25 protein-coding genes, 2 tRNA genes, 2 rRNA genes and 1 riboswitch are annotated in these 24946 nt (G+C 33.2%); of the genes, 9 read left to right on the top strand and 20 right to left on the bottom strand.

The window, feature by feature from the left end; genetic code table 11:
• Positions 1–104: 104 nt before the first annotated feature.
• Complete coding sequence (gene spoVG, locus IAI10_RS03565; protein ID WP_315671923.1) at positions 105–395, bottom strand: septation regulator SpoVG; 291 nt, start codon at positions 393–395, stop codon at positions 105–107.
• Positions 396–497: 102 nt separating this feature from the next.
• Positions 498–1316 (bottom strand): pur operon repressor, encoded by an 819-nt coding sequence (purR, locus tag IAI10_RS03560; RefSeq protein ID WP_315671922.1) that lies wholly within the window; start codon positions 1314–1316, stop codon positions 498–500.
• 495 nt (positions 1317–1811) lie between these two features.
• On the opposite strand from purR, the gene murC reads away from it, so the two are divergent.
• The 3 genes from murC (at position 1812) to IAI10_RS03545 (ending at position 7113) form a co-directional block, all read left to right on the top strand.
• On the top strand, positions 1812–3185 hold the full coding sequence (murC, locus tag IAI10_RS03555) for a UDP-N-acetylmuramate--L-alanine ligase (protein WP_315671921.1): 1374 nt from the start codon (positions 1812–1814) through the stop codon (positions 3183–3185).
• 404 nt (positions 3186–3589) lie between these two features.
• Positions 3590–5326: an ABC transporter ATP-binding protein gene (locus IAI10_RS03550; RefSeq protein WP_315671920.1), complete on the top strand. Its 1737-nt coding sequence runs from the start codon at positions 3590–3592 to the stop codon at positions 5324–5326.
• Positions 5326–7113 carry an ABC transporter ATP-binding protein gene (locus IAI10_RS03545; RefSeq protein WP_315671919.1) on the top strand — a complete coding sequence of 596 codons (1788 nt, stop codon included), beginning with the start codon at positions 5326–5328 and terminating at the stop codon, positions 7111–7113. The genes IAI10_RS03550 and IAI10_RS03545 overlap by 1 nt, the downstream gene beginning before the upstream one ends.
• A gap of 182 nt (positions 7114–7295) precedes the next feature.
• On the opposite strand, the gene IAI10_RS03540 is transcribed toward IAI10_RS03545, so the two are convergent.
• Both IAI10_RS03540 and IAI10_RS03535 read right to left on the bottom strand, forming a co-directional pair.
• Positions 7296–8531, bottom strand: a complete 1236-nt coding sequence (locus IAI10_RS03540) for an MFS transporter (protein ID WP_315671918.1) — start codon at positions 8529–8531, stop codon at positions 7296–7298.
• A gap of 154 nt (positions 8532–8685) precedes the next feature.
• Positions 8686–9159: a MarR family transcriptional regulator gene (locus tag IAI10_RS03535; RefSeq protein ID WP_315671917.1), complete on the bottom strand. Its 474-nt coding sequence runs from the start codon at positions 9157–9159 to the stop codon at positions 8686–8688.
• A 167-nt stretch (positions 9160–9326) separates the two neighbouring features.
• On the opposite strand from IAI10_RS03535, the gene IAI10_RS03530 reads away from it, so the two are divergent.
• Positions 9327–10049, top strand: a complete 723-nt coding sequence (locus tag IAI10_RS03530) for a phosphatase (RefSeq protein ID WP_315671916.1) — start codon at positions 9327–9329, stop codon at positions 10047–10049.
• A 108-nt stretch (positions 10050–10157) separates the two neighbouring features.
• Here IAI10_RS03530 and IAI10_RS03525 read toward each other — a convergent pair whose 3' ends face one another.
• From IAI10_RS03525 to IAI10_RS03495, 7 genes are all read right to left on the bottom strand, one after another.
• The gene (locus tag IAI10_RS03525) at positions 10158–11375 is read right to left on the bottom strand and encodes a glycosyltransferase (RefSeq protein WP_315671915.1); all 1218 of its coding nucleotides are present in this window, start codon (positions 11373–11375) and stop codon (positions 10158–10160) included.
• Positions 11376–11388: 13 nt separating this feature from the next.
• A complete protein-coding gene (locus IAI10_RS03520) occupies positions 11389–11712 on the bottom strand; it encodes a phosphatase PAP2 family protein (protein ID WP_315671914.1) in 324 nt (107 codons plus the stop codon).
• Positions 11713–11821: 109 nt separating this feature from the next.
• Positions 11822–12769, bottom strand: coding sequence for a zinc ribbon domain-containing protein (locus IAI10_RS03515; RefSeq protein ID WP_315671913.1), 948 nt, complete (start codon positions 12767–12769; stop codon positions 11822–11824).
• A complete protein-coding gene (locus tag IAI10_RS03510) occupies positions 12766–13047 on the bottom strand; it encodes a hypothetical protein (protein ID WP_315671912.1) in 282 nt (93 codons plus the stop codon). Before IAI10_RS03510 ends, IAI10_RS03515 begins: the two co-directional genes overlap by 4 nt.
• Before the next feature lies 1 nt (position 13048).
• The gene (locus tag IAI10_RS03505) at positions 13049–13588 is read right to left on the bottom strand and encodes an RNA polymerase sigma factor (RefSeq protein ID WP_315671911.1); all 540 of its coding nucleotides are present in this window, start codon (positions 13586–13588) and stop codon (positions 13049–13051) included.
• Between the two features lie 209 nt (positions 13589–13797).
• Complete coding sequence (locus IAI10_RS03500; RefSeq protein ID WP_315671910.1) at positions 13798–14475, bottom strand: TerC family protein; 678 nt, start codon at positions 14473–14475, stop codon at positions 13798–13800.
• A 61-nt stretch (positions 14476–14536) separates the two neighbouring features.
• Positions 14537–14950, bottom strand: coding sequence for a cytidine/deoxycytidylate deaminase family protein (locus IAI10_RS03495; RefSeq protein ID WP_315671909.1), 414 nt, complete (start codon positions 14948–14950; stop codon positions 14537–14539).
• A 193-nt stretch (positions 14951–15143) separates the two neighbouring features.
• Between IAI10_RS03495 and IAI10_RS03490 the strand changes: the two genes are divergently transcribed.
• Positions 15144–15476, top strand: a complete 333-nt coding sequence (locus tag IAI10_RS03490; RefSeq protein WP_315671908.1) for a hypothetical protein — start codon at positions 15144–15146, stop codon at positions 15474–15476.
• A gap of 96 nt (positions 15477–15572) precedes the next feature.
• Positions 15573–15647, top strand: a tRNA-Pro gene (locus IAI10_RS03485).
• Between the two features lie 294 nt (positions 15648–15941).
• A riboswitch (cyclic di-GMP riboswitch) is annotated at positions 15942–16027 on the bottom strand.
• A gap of 141 nt (positions 16028–16168) precedes the next feature.
• On the opposite strand, the gene IAI10_RS03480 is transcribed toward IAI10_RS03485, so the two are convergent.
• The 5 genes from IAI10_RS03480 to IAI10_RS03460 form a co-directional block, all read right to left on the bottom strand.
• The gene (locus IAI10_RS03480) at positions 16169–16825 is read right to left on the bottom strand and encodes an MBL fold metallo-hydrolase (protein WP_315671907.1); all 657 of its coding nucleotides are present in this window, start codon (positions 16823–16825) and stop codon (positions 16169–16171) included.
• A 153-nt stretch (positions 16826–16978) separates the two neighbouring features.
• Positions 16979–18196: a multidrug efflux MFS transporter gene (locus tag IAI10_RS03475; RefSeq protein ID WP_315671906.1), complete on the bottom strand. Its 1218-nt coding sequence runs from the start codon at positions 18194–18196 to the stop codon at positions 16979–16981.
• 83 nt (positions 18197–18279) lie between these two features.
• Positions 18280–19110: an AraC family transcriptional regulator gene (locus tag IAI10_RS03470; protein ID WP_315671905.1), complete on the bottom strand. Its 831-nt coding sequence runs from the start codon at positions 19108–19110 to the stop codon at positions 18280–18282.
• 446 nt (positions 19111–19556) lie between these two features.
• Complete coding sequence (locus tag IAI10_RS03465) at positions 19557–20480, bottom strand: PrsW family glutamic-type intramembrane protease (protein WP_315671904.1); 924 nt, start codon at positions 20478–20480, stop codon at positions 19557–19559.
• Between the two features lie 20 nt (positions 20481–20500).
• Positions 20501–20626, bottom strand: coding sequence for a hypothetical protein (locus tag IAI10_RS03460; RefSeq protein ID WP_315671903.1), 126 nt, complete (start codon positions 20624–20626; stop codon positions 20501–20503).
• Between the two features lie 268 nt (positions 20627–20894).
• On the opposite strand from IAI10_RS03460, the gene IAI10_RS03455 reads away from it, so the two are divergent.
• From IAI10_RS03455 to IAI10_RS03445, 3 genes are all read left to right on the top strand, one after another.
• Positions 20895–22241, top strand: a complete 1347-nt coding sequence (locus IAI10_RS03455) for a [Fe-Fe] hydrogenase large subunit C-terminal domain-containing protein (RefSeq protein ID WP_315671902.1) — start codon at positions 20895–20897, stop codon at positions 22239–22241.
• 196 nt (positions 22242–22437) lie between these two features.
• Entirely contained in the window at positions 22438–22953 is a 516-nt protein-coding gene (locus IAI10_RS03450) for a phosphatase PAP2 family protein (RefSeq protein WP_315671901.1), read from the top strand.
• 63 nt (positions 22954–23016) lie between these two features.
• The gene (locus IAI10_RS03445) at positions 23017–23661 is read left to right on the top strand and encodes an HAD family phosphatase (RefSeq protein ID WP_315671900.1); all 645 of its coding nucleotides are present in this window, start codon (positions 23017–23019) and stop codon (positions 23659–23661) included.
• Between the two features lie 49 nt (positions 23662–23710).
• On the opposite strand, the gene IAI10_RS03440 is transcribed toward IAI10_RS03445, so the two are convergent.
• The 4 genes from IAI10_RS03440 to IAI10_RS03425 all read right to left on the bottom strand — a co-directional run.
• The gene (locus IAI10_RS03440) at positions 23711–24454 is read right to left on the bottom strand and encodes a peptidylprolyl isomerase (RefSeq protein ID WP_315671899.1); all 744 of its coding nucleotides are present in this window, start codon (positions 24452–24454) and stop codon (positions 23711–23713) included.
• A 150-nt stretch (positions 24455–24604) separates the two neighbouring features.
• Positions 24605–24680, bottom strand: a tRNA-Phe gene (locus tag IAI10_RS03435).
• Between the two features lie 23 nt (positions 24681–24703).
• A 5S ribosomal RNA gene (gene rrf / locus IAI10_RS03430) occupies positions 24704–24820 on the bottom strand.
• Between the two features lie 45 nt (positions 24821–24865).
• Positions 24866–24946: ribosomal RNA gene (locus IAI10_RS03425) — 23S ribosomal RNA — on the bottom strand; the annotation flags it as partial.

Genomic DNA, 24946 nt, shown 5'->3' with positions numbered 1-24946 from the left:
CCTTTTTATTTAACCAACTATATTATATTTTATAGCTTCCATATTTTCAACCATGACTCATTTTTTAGAAAATTACAAAAAGAAAAAGGAGTTTAAACTCCTTTTTACTCTTCGCTATTTTCAGAAGCTTCCGCTTCTTCATTTTTAACCTTTGCATATTCCTCTAGAATAGCATTCTGTATTTTCTCTCTTGTATCGGTATTTATTGGATGGGCTATATCCTTGAATTCTCCATCAGGAGTTTTTCTGCTAGGCATAGCTATAAAAAGACCGTTCTGACCTTCGATAACTTTTATATCATGTACCACAAATTCATTATCAAAAGTTACAGATACTATAGCCTTCATCTTTCCATCAGCCGCAATTTTTCTAATTCTAACATCGGTAATCTGCATTTAAAATCCACCTCCAAGATGCTTTATACTATACTATTTCTCTATTCATTGTAAATTTCCTCTTTTTTTATACAAAATTTCAATAAATTTTTTGAAAATTTATTATTTGAAGAATTTTGACGGTGATACTATCACTTTTCCGTCATCATCTATACCAAAAAATTCCACCAAGGATGTATAATCTGCAATCAGTTTTTTTCTAATATTCACATTATCTACTAATACACCTATACCTATGAGTTCACTTTCAAATTCCTTTAGCAAATCCATAATCCCTAAGGCAGTTCCGCCTGCCTTCATAAAATCATCTATAAAAACACATTTGCTTCCTTTCTTAATGGACCTTCTTGCTAAAGACATATTTTGTATTCTTCCACTTGTACCGGATACATAATTTATAGTAACAGTAGGTCCTTCCGTCAATATGTTGTTATCCCTTCTTACTATAACCAGCTGAACTCCTAAGTTTTTTGCTACTTCATATGCAAGGGGTATTCCTTTTGTTTCTACCGTGACTACATAGTCTATGTCTGTTTTATTAAAACAGGCCGCGAGTATAGTTCCCGCTTTACTTATTATAGCTGGATTATACATTATATCCGTCATATATATATAATTTCCTGGAATTATTCTACTGCTGTCAGCTATAGAGTCACATATAGATTTCGCAAATTTTGCAGCCTCTTCACTTCCTGAACCCACAACATATTTAACTCCACCGGATGCCCCTGAAATGGTTTCTACCATTCCTTCTTCTAACAAATTAAAAGTATTTTTTATGACTACAATGTCTTCACTCACTGTAGATTTTGCAGCATTTAATTTATCTGTAAATGTATTTAAGCTTAGAACCTTATTAGGTTTATCTAAAAGCATTTTAGTAATTGCACATATTCTACTATTTCTATTGAACTTATCCACATTATCACCCACATTAAATTTCCGAATTAATTTAACTTTTTTAACTTTATTATTCATATTTTATTCTAAAAAAACTGCATTGGCAATAGAAAGCTAATAATTTTTGCTTTAATTTCCAAATCAATAGTATTATTTAACGAACATTATTATATCAATTTAAAACTTGCTTAAAAATTTACAGTTTATACTTTAAGCATGTATGTCATATTAGCTAAAAGTGCGTATATTAATGTTATCCTAAATATTATATACTTTTTCTCCTTCATTGTATTCTCTTAACCAAAAATATATGCAGTACTTTTTTATTGAATATTTTTTATAATAACGGACACACTAATTAGATGTGCATTTATATTATTTTTATCCATTGCAAGCTTTGCAACTTTGGTTACAGTGGAATATAATATTTTTAAACTATTAATAGCTTACTGGAGAATCACAAATTTCATCACTATTAATTATATGCAGCAACTATACCATGAGGAGGTTTTTTTATTGAATTTCAACTTAAATAAAGATGTTAATAAAACAGTTCATTTTATAGGTATCGGTGGAATAAGTATGAGCGGTCTAGCTGAAATACTTTTAGAGTATGGTTATAAAGTATCTGGATCAGATATGAAGGAATCCTCTCTCACTAAAAAATTAGAAGCTAAAGGCGCTTCAATATTTCCATATCATAGTGGCGAAAATGTTAAGGATGCAGATATAGTAGTTTACACCGCTGCAATTTCTAACGATAATCCGGAACTTTTAGAAGCTAAAAATTTGAATAAACAAATTATGGATAGAGCAGAATTTCTTGGTGATATAATGAAAGGTCATAAATATAACATAGCCATTTCAGGAACTCACGGAAAAACTACCACCACTTCCATGACATCTCATATTTTCATGGAAGCCAATACCGATCCAACAATATTGATAGGCGGCGAATTAGATCTTATAAATGGTAATGTAAGAGCTGGTAAAAGCCAATATTTTATTTCTGAAGCCTGTGAGTATAAAGAATCTTTTCTTAAATTTTTCCCATATATAGCAGTTGTGCTTAATATAGATGCGGATCATCTTGATTATTATAAGGACATAAATCACATAAAATCAAGCTTCAGCAAATTTGTTTCCTTAGTGCCGAAAGATGGATATGTAGTGGGAAATGCTGAAGATTTTAGGGTTCAAGAAATTATGGACAATGCTCCATGCAATATAGTTAGTTATGGATTTCATAAGGGTAACTTTACCGCACAAAATATATCCTTTGATGAAAAAGGATGTGCAAGCTTTAGTGTAATAAAAAACGGCACGCTTGTAACTAATATAAAGTTGAATGTGCCTGGAAGACATAATATATTAAACGCATTATCTAGCATTGCCTGTGCTGATATTCTTAATGTAAATTATTCTAACATTAAAAAAGGTATTGAAGCATTTAAAGGAACTCATAAAAGATTTGAATTAAAAGGAGTAAAGAATGGAGTTACAGTAATAGATGATTATGCACATCATCCTACTGAAATAAGAGCTACTTTATCTACCGCTAAAAACTATCCTCATAGAAGAATAGTCTGCGTATTTCAGCCTCATACCTATTCTAGGACTCTATCTCTTTTAAATGATTTTTCAGAGGCATTCTTTGATGCTGATGAGCTTATACTTGCCGATATTTATGCAGCAAGAGAAAAGGATACAAAGGTCGTTAGTTCTAATATGTTAGGTGATATCATAAGAGACAAGGGTATCAACTGTAAGAACTTTCACAGTTTTGATGGTATAACTAATTATTTAGAAGAAAACCTTTCTTCCGGAGATCTTCTTTTAACAGTCGGCGCTGGAGATATTGTTAAGGTTGGTGAAAATTTTTTAAAGTAACATAAGCTATAAATATAATTTTTCAATATCAAAAAATGTATTGACATATAAATACAAAAGATGTATGCTTGTAGAAGTGATGATTAAATTTGTAAGGAGGTAGGAATATGTTTAATAAAAGGTTTATATTGGCGCTTGGGACAAATCTAGCAACCGATTTATCAAAACTTAATTTAATATTACACAGCCTATCTCGCAAAAAAGTTTTTAATCTGTAATCATTTTTCTTTTGATTAATTGCGGTCATGGGCTATGTCCATGGCTTTTTATTTTCATAAATAGATTGCGCGCTAATTTTTATGCTATTAAATGCCATGGACAAAACCATGGCATTTTTGTTTTAATTAAGAATGTTACTAATAATTTTATCATTACAAAACATTTTATTAAAGGGGGAATAAATTTTGAAAAAGGTATTTAAATACGTACTAAAATACAAGTTACTATTATTTATACCATCCTTTGCTATGCTTCTTAGTATCGTTGCAGATCTTATTAATCCATATCTACAAAAGATTGTTGTGGATGATATAATAACAGCTGGTAAAGTAAATCTATTATTAGGTGTTGCTTTGGCCCTAATAGGTATCACTGCTTTCAGAGCAATAATGGGGTATACAAAAGAATATCTATTTGATGTACTTTCAGCAAAAATAAATATTGATATAAAACAAGATTTATTCGATCATATTCAAAAGCTGTCTTTCAGCTACTTTGACAGCATGAATACTGGAGAGTTGATGTCTAGAATAAATGAAGATGTAGAAATAATATGGAGAACCATATCCTTCGGACTTAGGTTATTCGTAGAAAATATTATCTATTTTGTTATATCCTCATTTATAATGTTCTATTTAGATTGGAGACTAGCTTTAGCTTGTATTGTGATAATGATTCCAATAGCTTATATAGCCATAAAATTTGAAAAGAGAATAGATGATTCCTATGGTAAAATAAGTGATCAAGCCGTTGTTATAAACACTACTGCTCAAGAAAATGTAGCTGGTGTAAGACTTGTAAAAGCCTTTGCTAGAGAAAAGTACGAAATAAAGAAATTTTTAGGGATGAATAATAAAAATTATGAGCTTAACATGGAGCAATCTGAAATAATGGGCTCTCACCTTCCTAAAATAGAATTTCTTACAAATGTTTCGCTAGTAATAATGATTGTACTTGGCGGTATTGAAATAATCAATGGAAGAATGACAGTTGGTACTTTATTAGCTTTTAGCAGTTACCTAAATAATCTTATTTGGCCTATGAGAAATTTGGGATGGCTGACTAACCTTCTAGCTCAAAATAGTGCTTCTTCAAAGAGAATTTTCGCTATTATGGATAAAGAACCAGAAATACATTCTAAGCTAACAGCTAAAAAACCTCAAAGCTTTAAAGGCCACATTGTATTTAACAATGTAACTTTTAAATACAATGAAGAGGTTGTTTTAGAAAATATTGATTTAGATATAAAACCTGGAAGCACTACTGCTATTATGGGAACAACAGGTTCTGGCAAATCTTCTATAATTAATCTTATAGGAAGATATTATGACGTACTTGCTGGCAATATATCTATTGACGGTATAGATGTAAAAGATTTTGACTTAAATGCCTTGAGAAGCAACATGGCAATAGTTCCACAAGATACTTTCTTATTCTCTGATTCCATAAAAGAAAATATACAAATGGGAAATAGAGCCGCTTCTATGGAGCAAATAACAAAAGCTTGTGAGTCAGCCTGTGCTATGGAGTTTATAAACGATCTTGAGGATGGTTTTGAAACTCTTATAGGTGAAAGAGGTATAGGTCTGTCTGGTGGCCAGAAACAAAGACTCTCCATTGCTAGAGCTTTAGTTAGAGATGCAGGAATCCTTATCTTAGATGATGCTACTTCCGCTCTAGATATGGAAACAGAATATGAACTTTTAAATAATCTTAAAAATATAGAAAAAGCCAGGACTACATTTATAATAGCTCACAGAATTTCAGCTGTTAAAAATGCAGACTTGATAGTGTATGTTGAAAATGGACGCATAGTTGAAAAAGGAACTCATGATGAGCTTCTAGCTTTAAAAGGAAAATATTACGAAATATATTGCGATCAATTTAAAGACTTTGAAGATTTAGAAAGCGAGGTGGTATAATGGCTCGTAATACTATAAAACAGGATGAAGATTTAAAAACTCATTCTAACCTGGATATACTGTATAGATTATCAAAATATCTAAAGCCATTTAAATTCAAAGTAACTATAGTAGTGCTTTTAATGGTATTTGTAATGATATGCAATATACTAAATCCCTATTTGCTTCAGAAGGCTATAGACGTTAACATCAAAAATAAAGACATAAAAGGTCTTGTGCTTATAGGTTTAGTTATGTTACTGCTAAATTACTTGGCACTCTGGGCTTCAAAAGCCAGAATAGTTGTTATGGCTTCTGTCACAAATAAAATATTGGTTAATATAAGACATGAATTATATTCTCATATACAGAAGCTTTCCTTCTCCTTCTTTGATAACAGACCTGTTGGAAAAATACTTGCAAGAATTGTGGGTGATGTAAGCGCCCTTCAGGATTTGTTTAACAACAGTGTTACAAGTTTTATACCTGAGCTTTTAAGCTTGATATCTGTTGCTTTTATGATGTTTGTAATGAATTATAAATTAGCCCTGATTACAATAATTCTTCTTCCATTTTTGGTAGCTTCCATGTTTTTAGTGGAAACCTTCAGCAGGAAAAGATGGCAGAAATACAGACAAAAAAGATCAAACTTAAATGCTTTTACTCATGAAAATTTCTCAGGTATGAAAATAGTTCAAGGTTTTGCAGAAGAAAAACATTCTTCAGTTACCTTCAACACCTTCGTTTCGGATATGATGGAATCCTTTGTTCATGCGGTAAGACTCAATGACTTATTCTGGCCCATGGTTGAAATTTCACAAGGCATAGGTTCAGTTATAGTATATTGGTTCAGTGTAAAACTTATAGGAGTCGGAGGAATATCTGTAGGTACAGTTATAGCCTTCACCATGTATATAAGCATGTTCTGGAGACCTATAATGAATATAAGCAATTTCTATAACACCTTGATAACTAATTTTGCCGCAGCTGAAAGAATATTTGATATAATGGATATAAATCCTGATATTGTCGATTCTTCATCTGCCAAAAAGATGCCTAAAATTAAAGGTGATTTAGAATTTAAGGATGTTACCTTTCAATACGACGAGAATGCTAATGTACTTTCAGATGTAAATATGAAAATTGCTGCTGGTGAGACCATAGCTTTGGTAGGCCCTACAGGTGCAGGTAAAACTACTATAGTAAATCTAATAAGCAGATTCTATGATACTACATCAGGAGCTGTACTTATTGATGGCATCAATGTTAAAGACGTAGAACTAGAATCTCTTCGTTCACAGATGGGAATAATGCTTCAAGATACCTTCTTGTTCTCTGACACTATAAAGGAAAATATAAGATACGGAAGACTTGATGCAACTGATGAAGAAGTTATAACTGCTGCCAAAGCCGTTAATGCTCATGAATTCATTATGAAGTTAGAAAAAGGTTATGATACCGAAGTTAACGAACGTGGTTCTAGATTATCAGTTGGTCAAAGACAGCTTATATCCTTTGCAAGAGCTCTTCTGGCTAACCCTAGAATCTTGATATTGGACGAAGCCACTTCTAATATAGATACTGCCACTGAAAGACTTGTTCAAAACGGTATCCAGAAGCTTTTATACGGAAGAACATCTTTTGTTATAGCTCATAGACTTTCTACCATAAGGGATGCTGACAGAATAATGGTTATAGATGATGGCAAAATCGCTGAGTGCGGAACTCATGATGAGCTCATAGAACTTAAAGGACTTTACTATAATCTATATATATCCCAATATAGATTCCTTAATGAAGGAGCTTAAAAGCATAGCCTAACCACTTAAGGAAGTCTTAAATCAGCGTAAAAATCAACACTGATTTGAAACAGAACTTTCAGACTATAAACAAATAGGGTTTCAGAACCTAGGGACAAGTTCTGAAACCCTATTATTATATGTTCTTAAAATCATCTTTAGTGAATACTTATCTAAGTAAAGTAGGTAGTCTACATATTTACATGCGTACCCTTATACAAAACTGATATTGACGCCGCTATAAGAATCATACCCATGAAAGCAGGTGCGGCATGACCAAGTGATACATAGATTTGCCCTCCAATGATAGGTCCAATCATTCTTGCTAAAGCCTGAATAGATTGGCTGCCTCCTTGAATCCTTCCTTGTTCACTAGAATCGACAGACTTTGAGAGCATCCCATTGAACGAAGGACCGAATATCGAATCACCAAAACCAAATATAAACATTCCTGCGATAAAAATAGGATAAAATGAGAATAAAGCTGATGCTGCGATAAAACTGTAGCCTATAATCTCAGAAAGCATTCCAAGCATTGCTATCTGTTTATCATTAAGTTTTATCAAAAGCTTTGGCATTATTAAGCCTTGTGAAATGATATCTTGGAAGCCCATAATTGAAAACATAAGTCCGATTAATGCAGGCTTCCAACTAAAAGCATCTATTGTAAATTGTGAAAAAACTGCCTGTAAAGATCCGTTAGGTATCCAAAGTAAGAACGCTGAAATAAGCAGCCTTTTTAAATTTTTCATGGAGAGTACGTTGGCAAGCTGTATAAATGGATTCAGCCTCACAAAAGTGATCTCCTTCAATCTTTTCTTCTTGTCAAGGCTCTCAGGCATAAAAAAGAACCCATAAACAACATTCAATAAAGCTATTATTGCTCCAAAATACATGGGTACAGAATAACCAAATTTGGCAAGTAAGCCGCCTAGAGTTGGACCAATGACGGTGCCTACACCTACAACCGCACTCACCCATCCAAAGTATTTGGTTCTCTGTTTTGGTGGAATGATATCTGCAAAATATGCGAAGATAGTACCTATGGTACCTCCTGTTATCCCTTCTATTATGCGCCCAGCAAATAGTACCCATAAAGCTCCTCCTATACCAAAAACCAAGTACCCGATTGCTGAACCTAAAAGGCATACTAATAGCAATGGACGACGACCATATTTATCGCTCAAAGCTCCAAGTACTGGAGCTGTAAAAAACACGCATACTGCATAAACAGAGGTCAGTAATGTAACGACTATAGCTTGTTCTCCTGGATTGCTTATATAAGGATGTACTAAGAATGGAACAACAGGTGATATGATACTGAAACCTATCCCGCAAAGGAACACAGACATAAGACCGAATATTAAAGCCTTTTTATCTATGGTTTGCTCTATAGCCTGTTCATTGTGTGATCTAAATTTTAACATTTCAATTCTCCTCTCAAAGCTTGCAATTTGTTTCCTCGGAAACATATCTATCGTACCATGATTTTGTTTCCTTGTCAACAAAATAGCCATAATAAAAAAGCAGCCTGTTCTCAATAGAGTTAGCTGCTTGTGATTTTATTTTCATTATTCAAATTTATTCCGACTTAATATCTAAACCAAGCTTCTTTATTTCTGCATCCAAATGCCTGCTATACTTTTCTAGGAAGCTAAGCATGCTGTCAAATTGTTCCTCAGTTACCTGTTGAAATACGACTTTATCACGCTGTTGAAACTCTTTGTGTAGTTCATCATGAATCTTGTAAAGTACTTTTCCTTGCTCAGTAAGCCTAAAATAGATTTCTTTCTTGTTATCCGATTTCTGATAGCTTTCGATAACACTCTTTTCCATGAGCTTCTTAGTCACTTTACTTATGGCGCCCCTAGTCATATAAAGGGATTCCGCAAGCTTTGTCACGTTAGAATCTGCATTTCTTCCAATGTATTCGATGCAATGTATTTCAGAAGATTTATATCCTTTAAGCTTCTCTTCCATCTTAAGCTTATTAAGCCAAGCCAGCTTGTTGAATAAGTCCCTGAAATTCATTTTCACCTGATCTTCTTTGTTCATGCTCTGTCCTCCCACCTGTTGGTGTATTAACAACATTATAGTAAACTTTTGTTTCTATTTCAACAATAATAAAACTTTTATTTGCCTCTGTTTAACTAAAGTTTTACGACACAAATCTTAATTTTATTATATAATAAAACTATAGAATAATTTATAGGAGAGATTTTATGAAATACGTAGTAGATATACATACTCACACTTTAGTAAGCGGTCACGCCTATTCTACATTAATGGAAAATGCAAAATATGCCAGTGAGATTGGATTAAAGGTATTAGGTACCACCGACCATGGTCCAGCTATGCCAGGTTCTCCTCATATATGGTACTTTGGAAATTTAAAAGTATTACCTAGAGAGCTTTTTGGAGTAAAAATGCTTTATGGCTGCGAAGCTAATGTAATAGATTATGAAGGTAACTTGGATATTCCTGAAGAAATTCAGGAGAGATTAAATATAATGATAGTTAGCCTGCACGAGCCTATACTTGAGGGAGGAAAAGACCCCGAAATAAATACAAAAGCTCTTTTGAAGGTTATGGATAATTCCAACGTCCACATAATTGGCCACTGTGGAAATCCTCGTTTTCCAATATATAAAGAAGAGATAGTAAAAAAAGCAAAAGAAAAAAATATACTTATTGAAATAAACAATAGCTCCTTTAAAAGCTCCAGAGTTGGCAGTGAAGATAATTGTACAGAAATAGCAGCTTTATGCAAAAATTACGGAGCTAAAATAATATTGAATACAGATTCTCACTTTTGCAATGCCATAGGAAATTTCTCTGAGGCTGAAAAAATTATAAAAAAAGTTGATATGCCTGAGAACTTAATCATTAACACAAATGAATATGACATATTTGAATATTTAAAGCGAAAAGGTAAGAAGTTTTAGATTAGAGTTATATGAAATCGGCTCGCAAAGAGACGATTTCTTCAATAACTGTTATTTCTTACCTCTTACTTTTTAATTGAATAGAATAAATAATCATGCTTAATAATTTTATATTCTTAAATCAGTATTATTTCCATTAACAGTATATGACATATTTATGTCATTCTGCTTGCTCTCTTTAACTTGTTCCAAAATTACAGAATAAGTGTTTATAAGCTTTTCTCCAAAGCTCTCAATAGAATATTCATCAGCAGTATTGAAACAATTTAGTTTCATGCTTTCTTTTATTTTTTCATCATAAATTATTGATGCCGCAGCTTCAATAAATTCTCTTTCGCTTTTAAAAGCAAAACCATTTTTATTATTTATGATTAAATTCTCTATGCAGGCATCATATTTGCAAACCACCGGAACACCACTAGCAAGAGCCTCAATGTAAGTTAGTCCTTGAGTTTCACTGGTGGATGCTGTTACAAATATATCTGCTAATTGATAGTATTTATATACCTCCTTGCTATCTACCATGCCAGTAAATCTTACTCTATCTTCAATTCGTTTTTCATTAACCAGCTTAATAAGTTTAGCTAGATAAGGCCCGCCGCCCACTACCATAAGCACTATATCTTTATGTTCTTTTGACATTATTGAAAAATGCTCAATTATTTCTTCAATATTTTTTTCTTCTCCTATCCTTCCAACATATGCGAAAACCTTCTTATCTAAAAGATTATATTTTTGCAGAAGTTCCTTTTTCTCCTGAAGAGAAATTTTATTTTTAAATTTACTTATATCTATGCCTGTAGGAATTACATAAAACTCTTTATTTACTCCATAATCAATCAGCGCTCTTTTAACTTTATCCGTAGGCACTACTATTGCATTCAAAGAGTTCAAAATTATTCTCATTATCCTTCTAGACATATTCTTTGAGATTAATTTACCTTTGAATATATACTTTAGGTAGTCTTCGTACATAGTATGATAAGTATGTACTTGAGGAATATTAAGCTTTTTTGAAATTTTTCTTGATATAAACATTGTAGAAAATTCTGTTTGAGAATGAATTATCTCCGGCTGCCATTCGATTATCTCTCTTATTAATTTATTATTAAAAGGACTTTTGCATCTCAATCCAGGGTATATATTTAATTTAAAGGATTTAAGATAATATATATCCCCTTCGATTCTTTCTTCCCCAGTAGAGGACAAGGTGATTATTTTTACTTCATGCCCCTTTTGCTTCAAATATTTATATAAATTATTAGTGGAAATTACTACTCCGTTAATCATAGGATAAAAAGTATCAGTTGAAATAAGTATTCTCATATGTACCGTCTCCCTAAACTCTTATTATTTTAGATATATGCACTATTATTGAAGAACATAAAATACCTAAGAACATTCCGCTTAAAACGTCTAAAGGATAATGTACCTTCAAATACAATCTTGAAAATCCAATTAAAATCGCTAAAATTATTACAATCACGCTGCTCCAGCCGTTCATGGCCACAAATATGCCCGCTGCTGCAAAAGAAGCTGCAGAATGACCCGATGGAAAAGAATATGTTATTAGCGGCATAATAATATCCAATAGCTGACTTTTTAAGTACTTGTCCATATATTCGAGGATTTTCAAATCCACCTTCTCTAAAGATTTTAACATATTCCTTCACCTCCTTATATTATTTATTAATAAATGTTTATTAATCTTTTTTAACACTTATATATTCTCCCGCCGCACTTAAAAGATAATGCTATCCCATTTTATTTAGTTAAATTTTTTTAAATTCATAACTGCTTTCTAAGTCACTTCCGCATTTTGAACAAAATTTATCTTCTTTATCTATAATGGAACCGCATTTATCGCATATTCTATTAATCTTATTGCCGCAAACAGTGCAATATATACTTTCTTTACTTTGAATTGATCCGCACTTGTCGCATATATTATTGGTTTGTTTATACATGGTATAAATAATTAATCCAACCAGATTAGTTATTAACACAAGCAACCCCCAAAGTGCAGAGTTAATATTTTTTTTGTTTGAATCCTTATATACCCACAAACAAAGTCCAATCCAATAAAGCATGAACATGATTGAAAAGACTGCAGCCAATATCTTTACACCTTCTCTTGCATAAGGTATAGAACTTGCTTCTCTTAAAATAAATATCTTTTCTCCTGTGAATTTATTTCCCAAGAAATTTACCAATTCTACTTTAGTAGACCCTAAAATTTGTTCATAATAGAAATCATCATCTATATCTGACACTATTTTTTCATGATTAGTTATATAGTCTCTATTTAATATAATATTATCTTCTGGTACCACTCTATAGATTATATCTTCATTAATATTGTCTTTTAAGTATATATTGCTAAATTCATAAGGTGTAAATATGAAAGTTTTAGTATCACCTACAATATTAGAATTAGACTTGTATATTATATTATTACTTTTATCTTCCACAATAACATTTACAATATCCTTGGATGATTTAGACAGCTTATCTAATTCAGCTTGAATTTCAACACCATATCCTTCATTCTTAAAGCTTCTAGAAATTCTTACGTAGTCCGCAGCCATATATATCTTGTCTCGCATAATATAGCTTATGAAGCCTCCACATAATAGAGTAGCCAGCAATAAAATTATTAGATATATCTTCACCGCTTTGTTGAAATTTATTTTATTAACAAAATTATCAAGAATTTTCATCTAAGTATCCCTCCTTTATGTGTAGTAAATAATGTTGTCAGTATTAATAAGGATACTCCTATCAAATACATCCATATTGAAATTAAATGGCTTACATCAAATAAACTAAAAATCACTTGAAGAATAAACGCTATGATAAATACTACACAGCTTATAAAGAATATTTTCTTTTGATTAGCTGCCCTTTTCTTTTCAGATAATTCAATGCATTTTATGCTTATTTCCTTATCCAAATTAGCCAGCAATATGGATGTTTCCTTCTTATCTATCTGCTTCAATTTAATCATCTCCTTCAAATACTTTTCTAAGTTTTATGATTCCATGATGAATTCGACTTTTTATTGTCTTAGATTCAAGCTCCAACTCTTTACCTATTTCTTTTAAAGTCATACCTTCAATATACTTCATCCTTATAGCTATTTTTTGTTCCTCTGGAAGTTTTTCCAGTTCTTTTTCTATATTCTCTGCTGTTACTTTAGTAATAATAAGTTCCTCTAGATTGCTACATTGTATTTTTAAATTTTCATCTATTGGTATGTTCCTTAATAACTTTTTATTTTTTCTATAATAGTCTATATAACAATTCCTGCAAACTGTAATAATGTAAGTGGAAAACTTTGACTTTCCGTGCACATCAAATTTTTCTATACTTCGTATTATTTTCATAAAGGTTTCCTGCACTAAATCCTCTGCTATATTTTCATCTTGACATATTTTCATCAAAAATTTGTATACATATGGATGATACCTAGTTATAAGTTTCTGGAAGGCATCCTTGTCTCCAGACTGGCATCTTTTTATTAACTTTTTCTCCTCCATATGCCACCACCTTTGTGCTTAAACTATAATCATAGGTTTCTATACATTATTACACGTAATAAAATTTATTAGGTTGCTATTATTTATTATTAAATTTCTTTTTATTATTTGGTTAATTAAAAAGCTATGCTAAATAAATTAAATCTAATAACTTATTTAACATAGCCTGATAAATTATAACCTTTTTCTATAATACTTTACTAGTAAAATTAAAACTTCTCTTTAGTTTTTTTAATTATTATAAATCCATATAACAGTGTTAGAATCCCTGCCATTAGAGGTATCATAGTCTCTGCAATTCCATTTACATAAGCATCTAGTAGCCTGTCCTCTAAAATCATACCAAAAGCAGTGTGAGCCAAAATAGCAGCCCCTATATATATAACAATCTTATATTTTCTCATTAAATTTGCTACTAATCTGCTTCCGAAGAAAAGTATTGGTATATTTAGCATTATACCAAATATAATAAGAAGCACATTGCCGTGAGCTGATGCTCCAATAGCAAGTACATTGTCAATGCTCATGCTTAAATCAGCGATTATAATGCTTAACACAGCCTTCATAAATTTATCCTGCGACTTTACTTCTCCGTGTTCTACCTCTTCTTCAGGCTTTATTAAATCCCAAGTTATCTTTATAAGCAGCAATCCACCTAAAAGTTTTATTGGAAGCCACTGAATCATCATCACATATGTAATAATGCAAGCAAATAATATTCTTAAAGCCACAGCACCAAAAATCCCCACAACCGATGCTTTTTTTGCGTATTCAGGTGATAAATTTTTAGTAGCCAAAGCTATTACACCCACATTATCTCCACTTAGCACTAAATCCAACAAAGTAATCTGCAATATACCAATAAGTATACCTAAAAACCATTCCATTATTTTTTCATCCTCTCGTTTATAGTAAATCATTTATAAAAATATCACAAAACTTATATTTTTAATAATTCTCTAAGCACATAACTTCTATCCAAGGAGCATCTTTAAAAAAATCATATTCAGTATTATATTTCTTAGCATAAACAACCCTAGATATTCCTGATGCTATAATAAGCTTTGAGCATTCCATACAAGGCTGAGCAGTTATGTAAATTGTAGCGTCTCTTCTTTCTTCAGGAGAGCATTCCATTACTGCGTTTACTTCTGCATGTATTGTTCTTCTGCAATGATTATCTATCATTAAACATCCCACATCTTCGCAATGCTCTAAAGATGATGGACTTCCATTATAGCCTGTCCCTTTTATTCTCTTATCCTTAACTATGACTGCTCCTACATGAAGTCTAGGACAAGTGCTTCTCTCTTTTACCATAAAGGCTATATCCATAAAATAGTTATCCCAGTTTTTTCTCATAAATTTTCCTCCACTTGTTTTACAGCTTAATATATATTATATATCAATAAAGTAACTAAATACAGATAACAAAGTATAAAACTTAAAATAAGTAGTGGAATAAATGGTGAATATTCATAATTTACTTTGAGTTTGGAAATAATAATTTTCAGTATAAAATATACTAATTTTAAATTTAGAAGGAGGTCTAATCATGTCAATATTCATTGTATCTATGCTTGCTAATCTAATATTAATTTTCGTTTCACTATTTATATTTAAGGCTATAATAAGAGGACCCATGCGGCATAAAATATATGAAAAGCTTATGAGTTCCTTTGCCAAATTTGTTATATTCACTTTTTTAGCCTCAGCCATAATAACATCTGCAGCTGCTTACATAATGTATAGAACAAGATATATAGCTTATGTAAATATTGTAGCTCCTGCTCTCGTATCCATTTTGGTTGGATTCATAGCCTCCACAGTACCCGTGAAAGGTGTTGGGGAAGAGGATAATAAGAATCCCAATAATAATTTCATTTAATATCTTTGCTAAGGCAGTAAAACAATTTTTGTTATACTGCCTTTTTAATTGAATTGATTAAATATTTTTTATATAATATACTTGTGGAAATTGTTTCGGGGTGTAGCGCAGAGGTAGCGCGCTGCGTTCGGGACGCAGATGTCGCAGGTTCAAATCCTGTCACCCCGACCATGCGGAGTGTCCTTATAGGATCTGAGTATCCTTTAAGGACACTCCCTTTTTTATCCGGCTTTTGCTTGGGAGTAGCTAAGTGCTACTCCTTTTCTCGTTTTTAAGCGTACATCCGTTTCTGGGATGCTCTCGCGCTCCGGCACGGTAAAGACTCCGATGCTACCATCCACTTTTTAAAAAGAGGATCAGCGGCTTTAATTGCAATTCGAATATTGAATTTATTCATTGGGTCAAAAGGACCCGAATAAGCTATAATAGCATAAAGGGATCAGAACACACGGGTTCTGGTCCCTTTATTGCAACTCGGCGGTCATCGTTTTAAAAACATTAGACCCGTGGCTTTGCGTCGCCGTCTTTTGACGGGTTTGCTATATAACGTTAGATTTTTACGCATACTCTTGCCTTATAAAGGCTAAAGCGATGAACAGAAAAAAACTCTAATTCGATAATCCGTTATTGGGTGTCCGGTGCCGCAAGAATAACAGTTCCCGAATACTTTGATTCAGATACAGCAAACTTTTTCAATTATATTGCAGAACCGCAATTTCCGGGAGAGCTTTGATATTTGATAAGTTTACTTCAAGCTCTTTATAATATTTCACATCTTTTTTTGAAACGGTTATAAATGTATCGACTTTTCCAAAGATGTGTCCGGGAATCCCCATTGCTTTTGTCCTGTAGTGCATCGGTATCACGACCGTCGGATTGAGCTGCTTCATGACTTCCGCTGCGCCGCTGGCATCCAGTGTGGCTCTCCCTCCTACGGGAAGGAGCAGTATGTCCACTTTCCCGACTTCCGTGATCTGTTCAGAACTTAACAGATGTCCCAGATCGCCGCAATGGCAGACATTTAATCCGTCTACCCTGAAATTATAGACGACATTTTTGCCTCTTTTTGCCCCGGAAACGTTGTCGTGAAAAGTCTGAACGCCTTTAATGTCGATTCCTTCCGGCGAAAACACTCCCGGTTCCCTGATAAGCACAAAGTCCCCCTTAACCGCGCCGACATTGTTATGGTCGCTGTGATTGTGGCTGATTGTGACAATATTCGCGTCAATCTCCGGCAATTTATAGCCGGACAAAGAGCCGAACATTTTGGAATACGGGTCCATGATGATTTTTGTGCCGTTTTCAGCGGTAAGCATGAAACACGATTGACCAAACCATTTTATATTCATGTAAATCTCCTCCTTATATAAAGCATCGCTCGTATTAATTAATTTGTAAATTTTTGCAAATTAATTATAGCTATTTACTTGAATAACTGTCCCATAAAGAAAATCCGCTGCTCAAGTAACGCAATACCATCAAAACCATTTTCATATTCTAGCTCATTCCTTTTCTAAGGATTCACTCAAAACGGCTTTGTCCCATTTTTTATACACTCTGAAATAGACCCATACAGCATTGAGGAACATCAATGCGCTGGTGATATAAAAAACATACTGGAAACTGAATCGTCCTGCAATCTGTCCACCTAAAACGGAACCTGCGGCAACTCCCAGATATCCAACCGACATGTTCAATCCGAAAATCCGGCCTGTGAGAAAATCCGGCGTAATCTTTTTAATCATGATACTGACGGACGGTGTTAGTCCTCCCATTGCAAATCCTAATAAGAAGCGAAGCACCAGTAGCTGCCAAGGATTTTTAACAAAAGCCTGAGGGATGTAAAGAACCCCGGCTGCTATTAGTGAAATCATAATTACCTTATGCGTGCCGATTTTGTCAGAAAGTTTTCCCAGCCTTGGAGCGGCGATAATATTTGAAAGTCCCGTAGCCGAGAAAACCAACCCAGAAATCAGTGCAATATGACTGGCGTTGGGGCTTAATTGAGATACATACTGAGTCATAATCGGCTCAATCGAATATAGCCCTATGCCCATGACAAAAAAGGTTATCAATATTACGACTGTCAGTTCTTTTTGCGGAACGGAATTCCATATTTCCCTCAACCCTTGTGATTTTTTATTATCCCGGACAAAGGATTCCTGTACAAATCGCAGAGTGATAAAAAAAGCGATCAAAAGGAGTCCGCTTATGATGAAAAATACGGCCTGTAAACCCAGAGTAGCTTCTATCAATCCACTGAGCGTAGGCCCCAATAAAGAACCGGCAACACCTGCGGTTGAAAGAGTCCCTAAGGCATAACCGACATGTTCCCTGTCCGTTTGCGTTGCAATCAACGTGTTGCAGGCTGTGCTGTATCCTGTAAAAGCTCCCTGTAACACGCTGAGCGCGATCAGAAAATATACGTTAGGAACGAAACCCATCAGTAAATAGATGATGCTCAGTCCAATAGCCGCCCGAAGGATCATCGGCTTTCGACCAACTATATCGGCGGCATGACCCCAGATCGGTGAGAATATCGCCGTAATTAGGTAAGTGATTCCGAAAGTAATTCCGGACAACTGCGACACCAACGATGTATTTTGAATACCAAGATGGCGGATATAAAGCGGTAGAATCGGTGCTACTTCGCTCATTCCGATTGCTGCGATGAAAACGCCGATCCAGCACACGTACAGATTTCTTTTCCAAATAGGCATAACTTTCCTCCTTCTAAAATAAAATCGCCCTCCATTTACCTTTTTATTTTAGAAGGAATAACGGTTGAAAGCCATACACAATTCTAAAATTCATACACATTCTTGCTATAAAATTCTTTTGGACTTAATCCTTCTATTCTTTTAAATATTCTACTGAAATAGAACTCGTTGGTGTATCCCAGCTCATATGCCACTTCTTTCACCTTTTTATTGTCCTCAATAAGCAACTCTTTGGCCTTTTCAATTTTCATTTTATTGAAATACGTAATGATCGGATAGCCCGTTGCTTCTTTGAATTCTCTGGATAGATAGAATGTGGATAATTTTGCTATCCCGGATAATTCCTCTAAGGTAATCTTCCTGTTGACATTCTGACACATATATTCTATGATCCGGTCGATCTTCAAAGATATAGCATGATTTTTGCTCTGCTTTATATTGTTTTGAGTAACCCAAATAAGCAATTGCCGAAGTAATGTTGCTGCAACAAACTCGTAACTTGGCCCCTTGTCATCCCAAGTATCCAGGAGTTTTCCAAACAGTTCTTCCAAAGGTGTATAGTCCGTTATCTTCTGGGCCAACGGCTGTCGTAAGATTTTGATATTCTCCTGATACTTCCATGTTCCGTCAGCATCGAGCTCCATACGCGAGCCACTAAAATGCACCGTCATATAACGCTCGGGTTTTTCAGCACGTGGTTCGATTGTTTGTTGAACACCCGGAGGAATATAGAACAGCATGCCCTTTTTCATCGGATATCTGTTTTGTCCAATCACGATATGACCGCTCCCCTCGCAAACAAAGATCATTTCGTGATGTTGCAATGTCCTTGTAACTCCGTACGGAACTATTACAGGGTCCTTTAATTTTTGCCTATTACAGTAATGTATTTGACATAATATATCTGTTACCATACGTTCCTCCAAGATCACACGAATACTCAGATTCGTAGTTTATTATAGAAGCATCTAGCTTTATTGTATCATATCTGATTATGCTATTAAGCCACGAGGTTTGATTCAAATTCACAATGATATAAAAGCACCTAAATTTTTCAGGAAAACACGTTGTTTCGTGTCGTTTTTGGATTTCGCTAAGTGGCAAGCAGGGCAACTGTGGCCACAGTTGCATATTTTATGGATTTTCCCTTGCGGTCATACCACAAAACTGCTTGTTGGGGCAAGCCGCCCCAAACCCTGCGACTTCGGGCCAACTTGGCCCGAAGTGACTTGTATACAAAAACACCGCCTATAGTCTCACTAAGGCGGTGTAAGTGTCAATTTTCTGTTTTTGGTGTAAATACTACTTGCAGATTGCCTGCAAACCGTTGATATTACTGGGTTTCTCCAAGCCCTATAATTTAACTCCGACCAAGATTGTAATCCACATTATTTTCTATCTTCCTACTATACATAAGGTATCCCATGAATATCATAAGAGATACAAAAGCGATTACTATTCCCTTTACAGTTCCTGAATACACATCATAAAACCCATGAAGAACTGCAGCAAAGAATATTCCAATAATCACTGTATTCCTCCGATTCATATCAATCCTTGTAGTTGCCACAGCAAACCATGCTGTAATTCCGCCCCATACAGCGTGAAATAGCGGTAAAGTCATAAATCTTACTATTTGAACTACTATAAGACTTCCATAATAAGACTCTATTGCATTTAAAGAATTTTTGTTATTTACAATTTGTCCATATGCATCTGAAAGAGAAACTATAGCTCCTCCCTGCCAATACATTATGGTATATTGAACAGCCTCAGCCAAAGCGAAACCAAGTCCCGACATTGCTCCTAAATACATAGCTTCTACCAAAGATTTTATATTATTTCTTCTTATTCCAAGTATAAGTACAGGCAATAGCTTACAGGTTTCCTCTAAAAGCCCTACACCAAAGACAAATCCTATAACTCTGAAAATATAAATATTGCTTTCTGTATTCTTGTATATAAATTGTACTATACCTATCTGTTGCATTATGATGAGTATAGGTACCCCTATCACAACTGTGAATACTGTATAAAGTATTCCTTTGCTCCACAGCTTCCATCCTGGTGATATCAATATAAATAGATTTATTGACCATAAAAGGCAGAAATAAGCTCCTAAAATCCACGCAATACTTTCCAACCTAAAATTGTAGAAAGAATTTAAATAGGAGATTAACATAGGAGTTAATCCAAAAATTAAAATCCATATAAATATTTTTCTCTTAAAATATGCTAGATTTAAAATTTCTTTTATTGGAAGTATAGAAATTCTATTATTCACTGCCATCACCACCTAATATTTTATCTTTTGATTTTTTTCATATACTTTATTTTTTCTTCAAGTTTCGCTCCTCTTCCTGCAGCGCTGCATATAGATATGATAACTAATCCAATTATCATACCTAAAATAAAGATAATAATATTCATAACATCCTCCATAAGAAGTAATCATAAAGTCTAATTCTTCTTTATGTTCAGCATTTAAAATGACATATCATTATTTTTGTACAATTACCCTAAAAATATTCAAGTAAATACTATTTATATGATACCTGCATAAATATAATTTTTAATTATGCATACAATATAAAAAAATGGCTATATTCTAAATAACTGTTTATTAATCACTTATTTAGAGCAAAAGCTAAAAATGAACTTTTGTTTTAGTATAAATTTCTAAGTATTAGGAGGAAATATGAAACAAGAATATGAAAAAATTTTTAAGCGTTTAGTTAAGGCTTATTTTGATGACAAATTTGAAACTACTGTGGAGGATATTATTAATGAAGGAGTTGATAAAACTAAGCTTGCAGCTGTAGTAGCTTCTCTCTGCGGAGTTGATGCAGATTATAATTCAAATTACGTAGAAAACTTAAAAAATGCTATATCTAAATACAGCTCAAGTCACCAGATAGTAAGTAAATTTGAAGATTGTTCAGATTGCAAAGGAAGCAGCGATTCAGAACTTACTGATTGTCAAAAAAGTTGTCCATTTTACGCTATAATAATAAATCCAGATACTGGTATGCCCTACATAGATATTGAAAGATGCAGTCAATGCGGAATGTGCGTAGATGCCTGCAAAAATGGCCATATAACTGATAAGGTCGAGTTTATTCCATTTGCAAATTTGTTAAAAGAAAAAGTTCCAGTAATAGCTGCCGTTGCTCCAGCCATATATGGTCAATTTGGCGATTCAGTAACTTTAAATCAACTTAGAACAGCTTTTAAACGCATTGGTTTCACAGATATGGTGGAAGTAGCTTTTTTCGCTGATATGCTAACCTTAAAAGAAGCAGTTGAATTTGATCATTTAGTAAAGGATAAAAATGATTTAATGATAACCTCTTGCTGCTGTCCCATGTGGGTTGCAATGTTAAAAAGAGTATATGGAGATTTAGTAAAGCATGTTTCTCCTTCTGTTTCTCCAATGATAGCTGCCGGAAGAGTTATAAAACAGCTAAATCCTCAATGCAAAGTAGTATTTGTAGGGCCTTGCATAGCCAAAAAAGCTGAAGCTAAAGAAAAAGATCTCATAGGTGACATAGATTATGTACTTACCTTTGAAGAATTGCGCCTTATATTTGAAGCCTTAGATATAAAACCAGAAGAACTTCCTGAAACAGACACTTCAGAATATGCTTCAAGAGGCGGAAGATTATATGGAAGAGTTGGAGGTGTATCAACTTCTATAAGCGAAGCTATACAAGAATTATTTCCAGATAAATATGAAACGCTGAAAACAATGCACGTAAGCGGAGTTAAAAATTGTAAGGAAGTACTTGAAAAAGCTCAAAAGGAAGGAATAAATGCTAATTTTCTAGAAGGTATGGGCTGCGTAGGAGGATGCGTTGGTGGTCCAAAAGCTATAATACCAATGGAAAAAGGAACAGATTTATTGAATGATTTATGTGATAAATCTAAAATAAAGGTTTCTTCTCATAGTGAAAGAATGAAAGATATACTTCAAAGATTAGGAATTGATTCTGTTGATGATATAAAAAACAAAAGAAATCTTGAAATATTAGAAAGAGATTTCTAATATTATACGTAAATATGTGACAATACTATATTAATAACGCCTAATTATTTAAGCTCTGTTTTATCAGTATTTATTTTTATTCTGATTTAAAATAGAGCTATTATTTAAAATAAAGCTAAAAATTACACTTTCTTAATTTGCTTTTAATATATTGATGGTAGTATGAATTTACAAATATATTAAAGGTGGTTATTGTATGTTAAAACTCATTAAAAATAGTGACCTACAATTACTGTTGTTTATAAATCAAGGTATAAAATGCAAGCTTCTTGATAAGCTATTTCCATCCATAACCTACCTTGGTTCAGTTCCATTTTCTATATTATTTTGTCTGGTATCTTTTTTACATCCATCTCATAATTTCAAAATTGCTGGTTTAAAAATAGCAGTTAGTTTAATAATATCTACTTTAATATGCCAAATTCTAAAAAGGAAATTCGTACGAACTCGTCCCTTTGACTTAGTTGATGGTATATATATTAATAAAATTCAAATTGATAAATATTCTTTTCCATCTGGACATACCACTGCAGCTTTTTCTATAGCTGTTTCTTTGGCAGTTACTTATACTTATTTCGCACCTATTGTAATGGCTTTATCTACATTAGTAGGACTATCAAGGATATATCTAGGCGTTCACTATCCTAGTGATGTATTAGCGGGAAGCTTTATAGGAACTATTATTTCTACAATCGTAACAAGCTCTTTCTAAGGCAAGCATTAAAACCATTTATTATTTTCAATTATAATGTTATACTTAATAAGAGGTGATTTGATGCTAAAAGATATTAAAGCTGCTATATTTGACTTAGATGGTACGCTAGTTGATTCTATGTGGGTATGGGAAAAAATTGATATTGAATATTTAAAAAATAAAAATATCGAATTGCCTAGTGATCTTAGAGACTGTATTTCTCATTTAAGCTTCGATGAATCTGCTAGGTATTTTAAAGATAGATTTAATATATCAGAATCAGTAGATGTTATAAAATCCGAATGGAATGACATGGCTGTTAATGAATATGCTCACAGAGTTAAATTAAAACCTGGTGTGAAAAATTTTTTATCTAAACTAAAAAATAATAATATTAAAATAGGACTAGCCACAAGTAATTCACCGCAATTATTGGAACTAGCACTAAAAAATAATGGTATATATGAATATTTTGATTCTATTACTACCACTAATGAAGTTACTGTTGGAAAAGACAAGCCTGATGTATATCTTTTATCAGCTAAAAAAATGGGAGTATCTCCATCTAATTGTCTAGTTTTTGAAGATATACTACCTGCCGTTAAAGGAGCTACTCTTGCAGGAATGAGGGTCATAGGTATTAAAGATGATGCTTCTTCACATCAATGGGCGGAAATTTCTAAAATAACTTATAATCTTATAAATGATTTTACCGAAATAGCGTAAAAAAGAGCTCTTTTGCCAATTTGTATATGGTAAATGAGCTCTTTTATTATTACTTATATTCTACATCATATTTTTTCTTTAAATCATTTACTAAATTTAAGTACATTGCGTTCTGTCTCTGATTTACAAGATTATTGCCTATCATATTTTTAACAGCTTCATAATCTTTTTCAGCTGCAGGCTTTTTCTCTTCTAATTTTATTATGTGATATCCGAATTGAGTTTTAACTGGTTCACTTACTTCTCCCACATTTAAAGCGAAAGCTGCTGCTTCAAATTCAGGAACCATTTGACCTCTTGTAAAGAAGCCTAAATCTCCACCTCTCTGATTAGATGGGCATGTTGAATATTCTACTGCTGCTTCTGCAAAATCCAATCCATTTTTTATCTTTTCATGTATTGAATTTGCTTCATTTAAATCAGCTACTAATATATGTCTAGCTCTTACGCTTTCTTTTTCCTGGAACATTTCTTTGTTTGCTTCATAGAAATTTTTCATTTCTTCTTCCTTAACGGCTGCCTTAGAAAGAACTTTTGTTATTGTATGCTGTGTTAACAATTCTTTTTTCATCATCTCTACATTTTCTTTATATAAGTCATCTTCATAAAACTTTTCTTCCATAGCAAAATTATATATTAATTCAAAGCTTACTAATTGCTCCAAAAGCTGTTTCATTCCTTCTTCTGTTCTATATTCAGCTTGTCGCTCTGCTGGAATTCTTGAAAGAGTATTATATAAATCCTGTTCAGTTATTTTTCTTCCCAATACCTCTGCCAAAACTTTATTATCCATTTCAATTCTCCTTGTATTATAATATTTCAAGTTTTTTAACATATACTTCTACATTTTAGCATTACTAATTTTTAAAGTCAATGAAGCCATTTTAAAACATAATATCTGTCTATAAATAAAAAAATAAAACCTAAGCTTATGCTTAGGTTTTGGTGGCCAGACCAGGAATCGAACCAGGGACACGAGGATTTTCAGTCCTCTGCTCTACCGACTGAGCTATCTGGCCTTATGTAATTTGGCTTTAAGCCAACCTGGCAACATCCTACCCTTCCACCCAGTCACCCGGGCAGTACTCTCGGCGATACAGCGTTTAACCATCGTGTTCGGAATGGGAACGGGTGTAGCAGCTGTTCCATAATCACCAGATAAAGAAAGAAATGTTATTCTTTCAAAATTGCACATAAGAATTATTAGGTCAAGCCCTCGACCAATTAGTACTAGTCAGCTGAATACATTACTGTACTTACACCTCTAGCCTATCAACCATGTGTT

Source organism: Clostridium sp. 19966, from assembly GCF_032335695.1.
Lineage (GTDB): Bacteria > Bacillota > Clostridia > Clostridiales > Clostridiaceae > JACTOJ01.
Note: the sequence above shows the minus strand (reverse complement) of the source record. Positions and strands in the feature narration are given on the sequence as shown.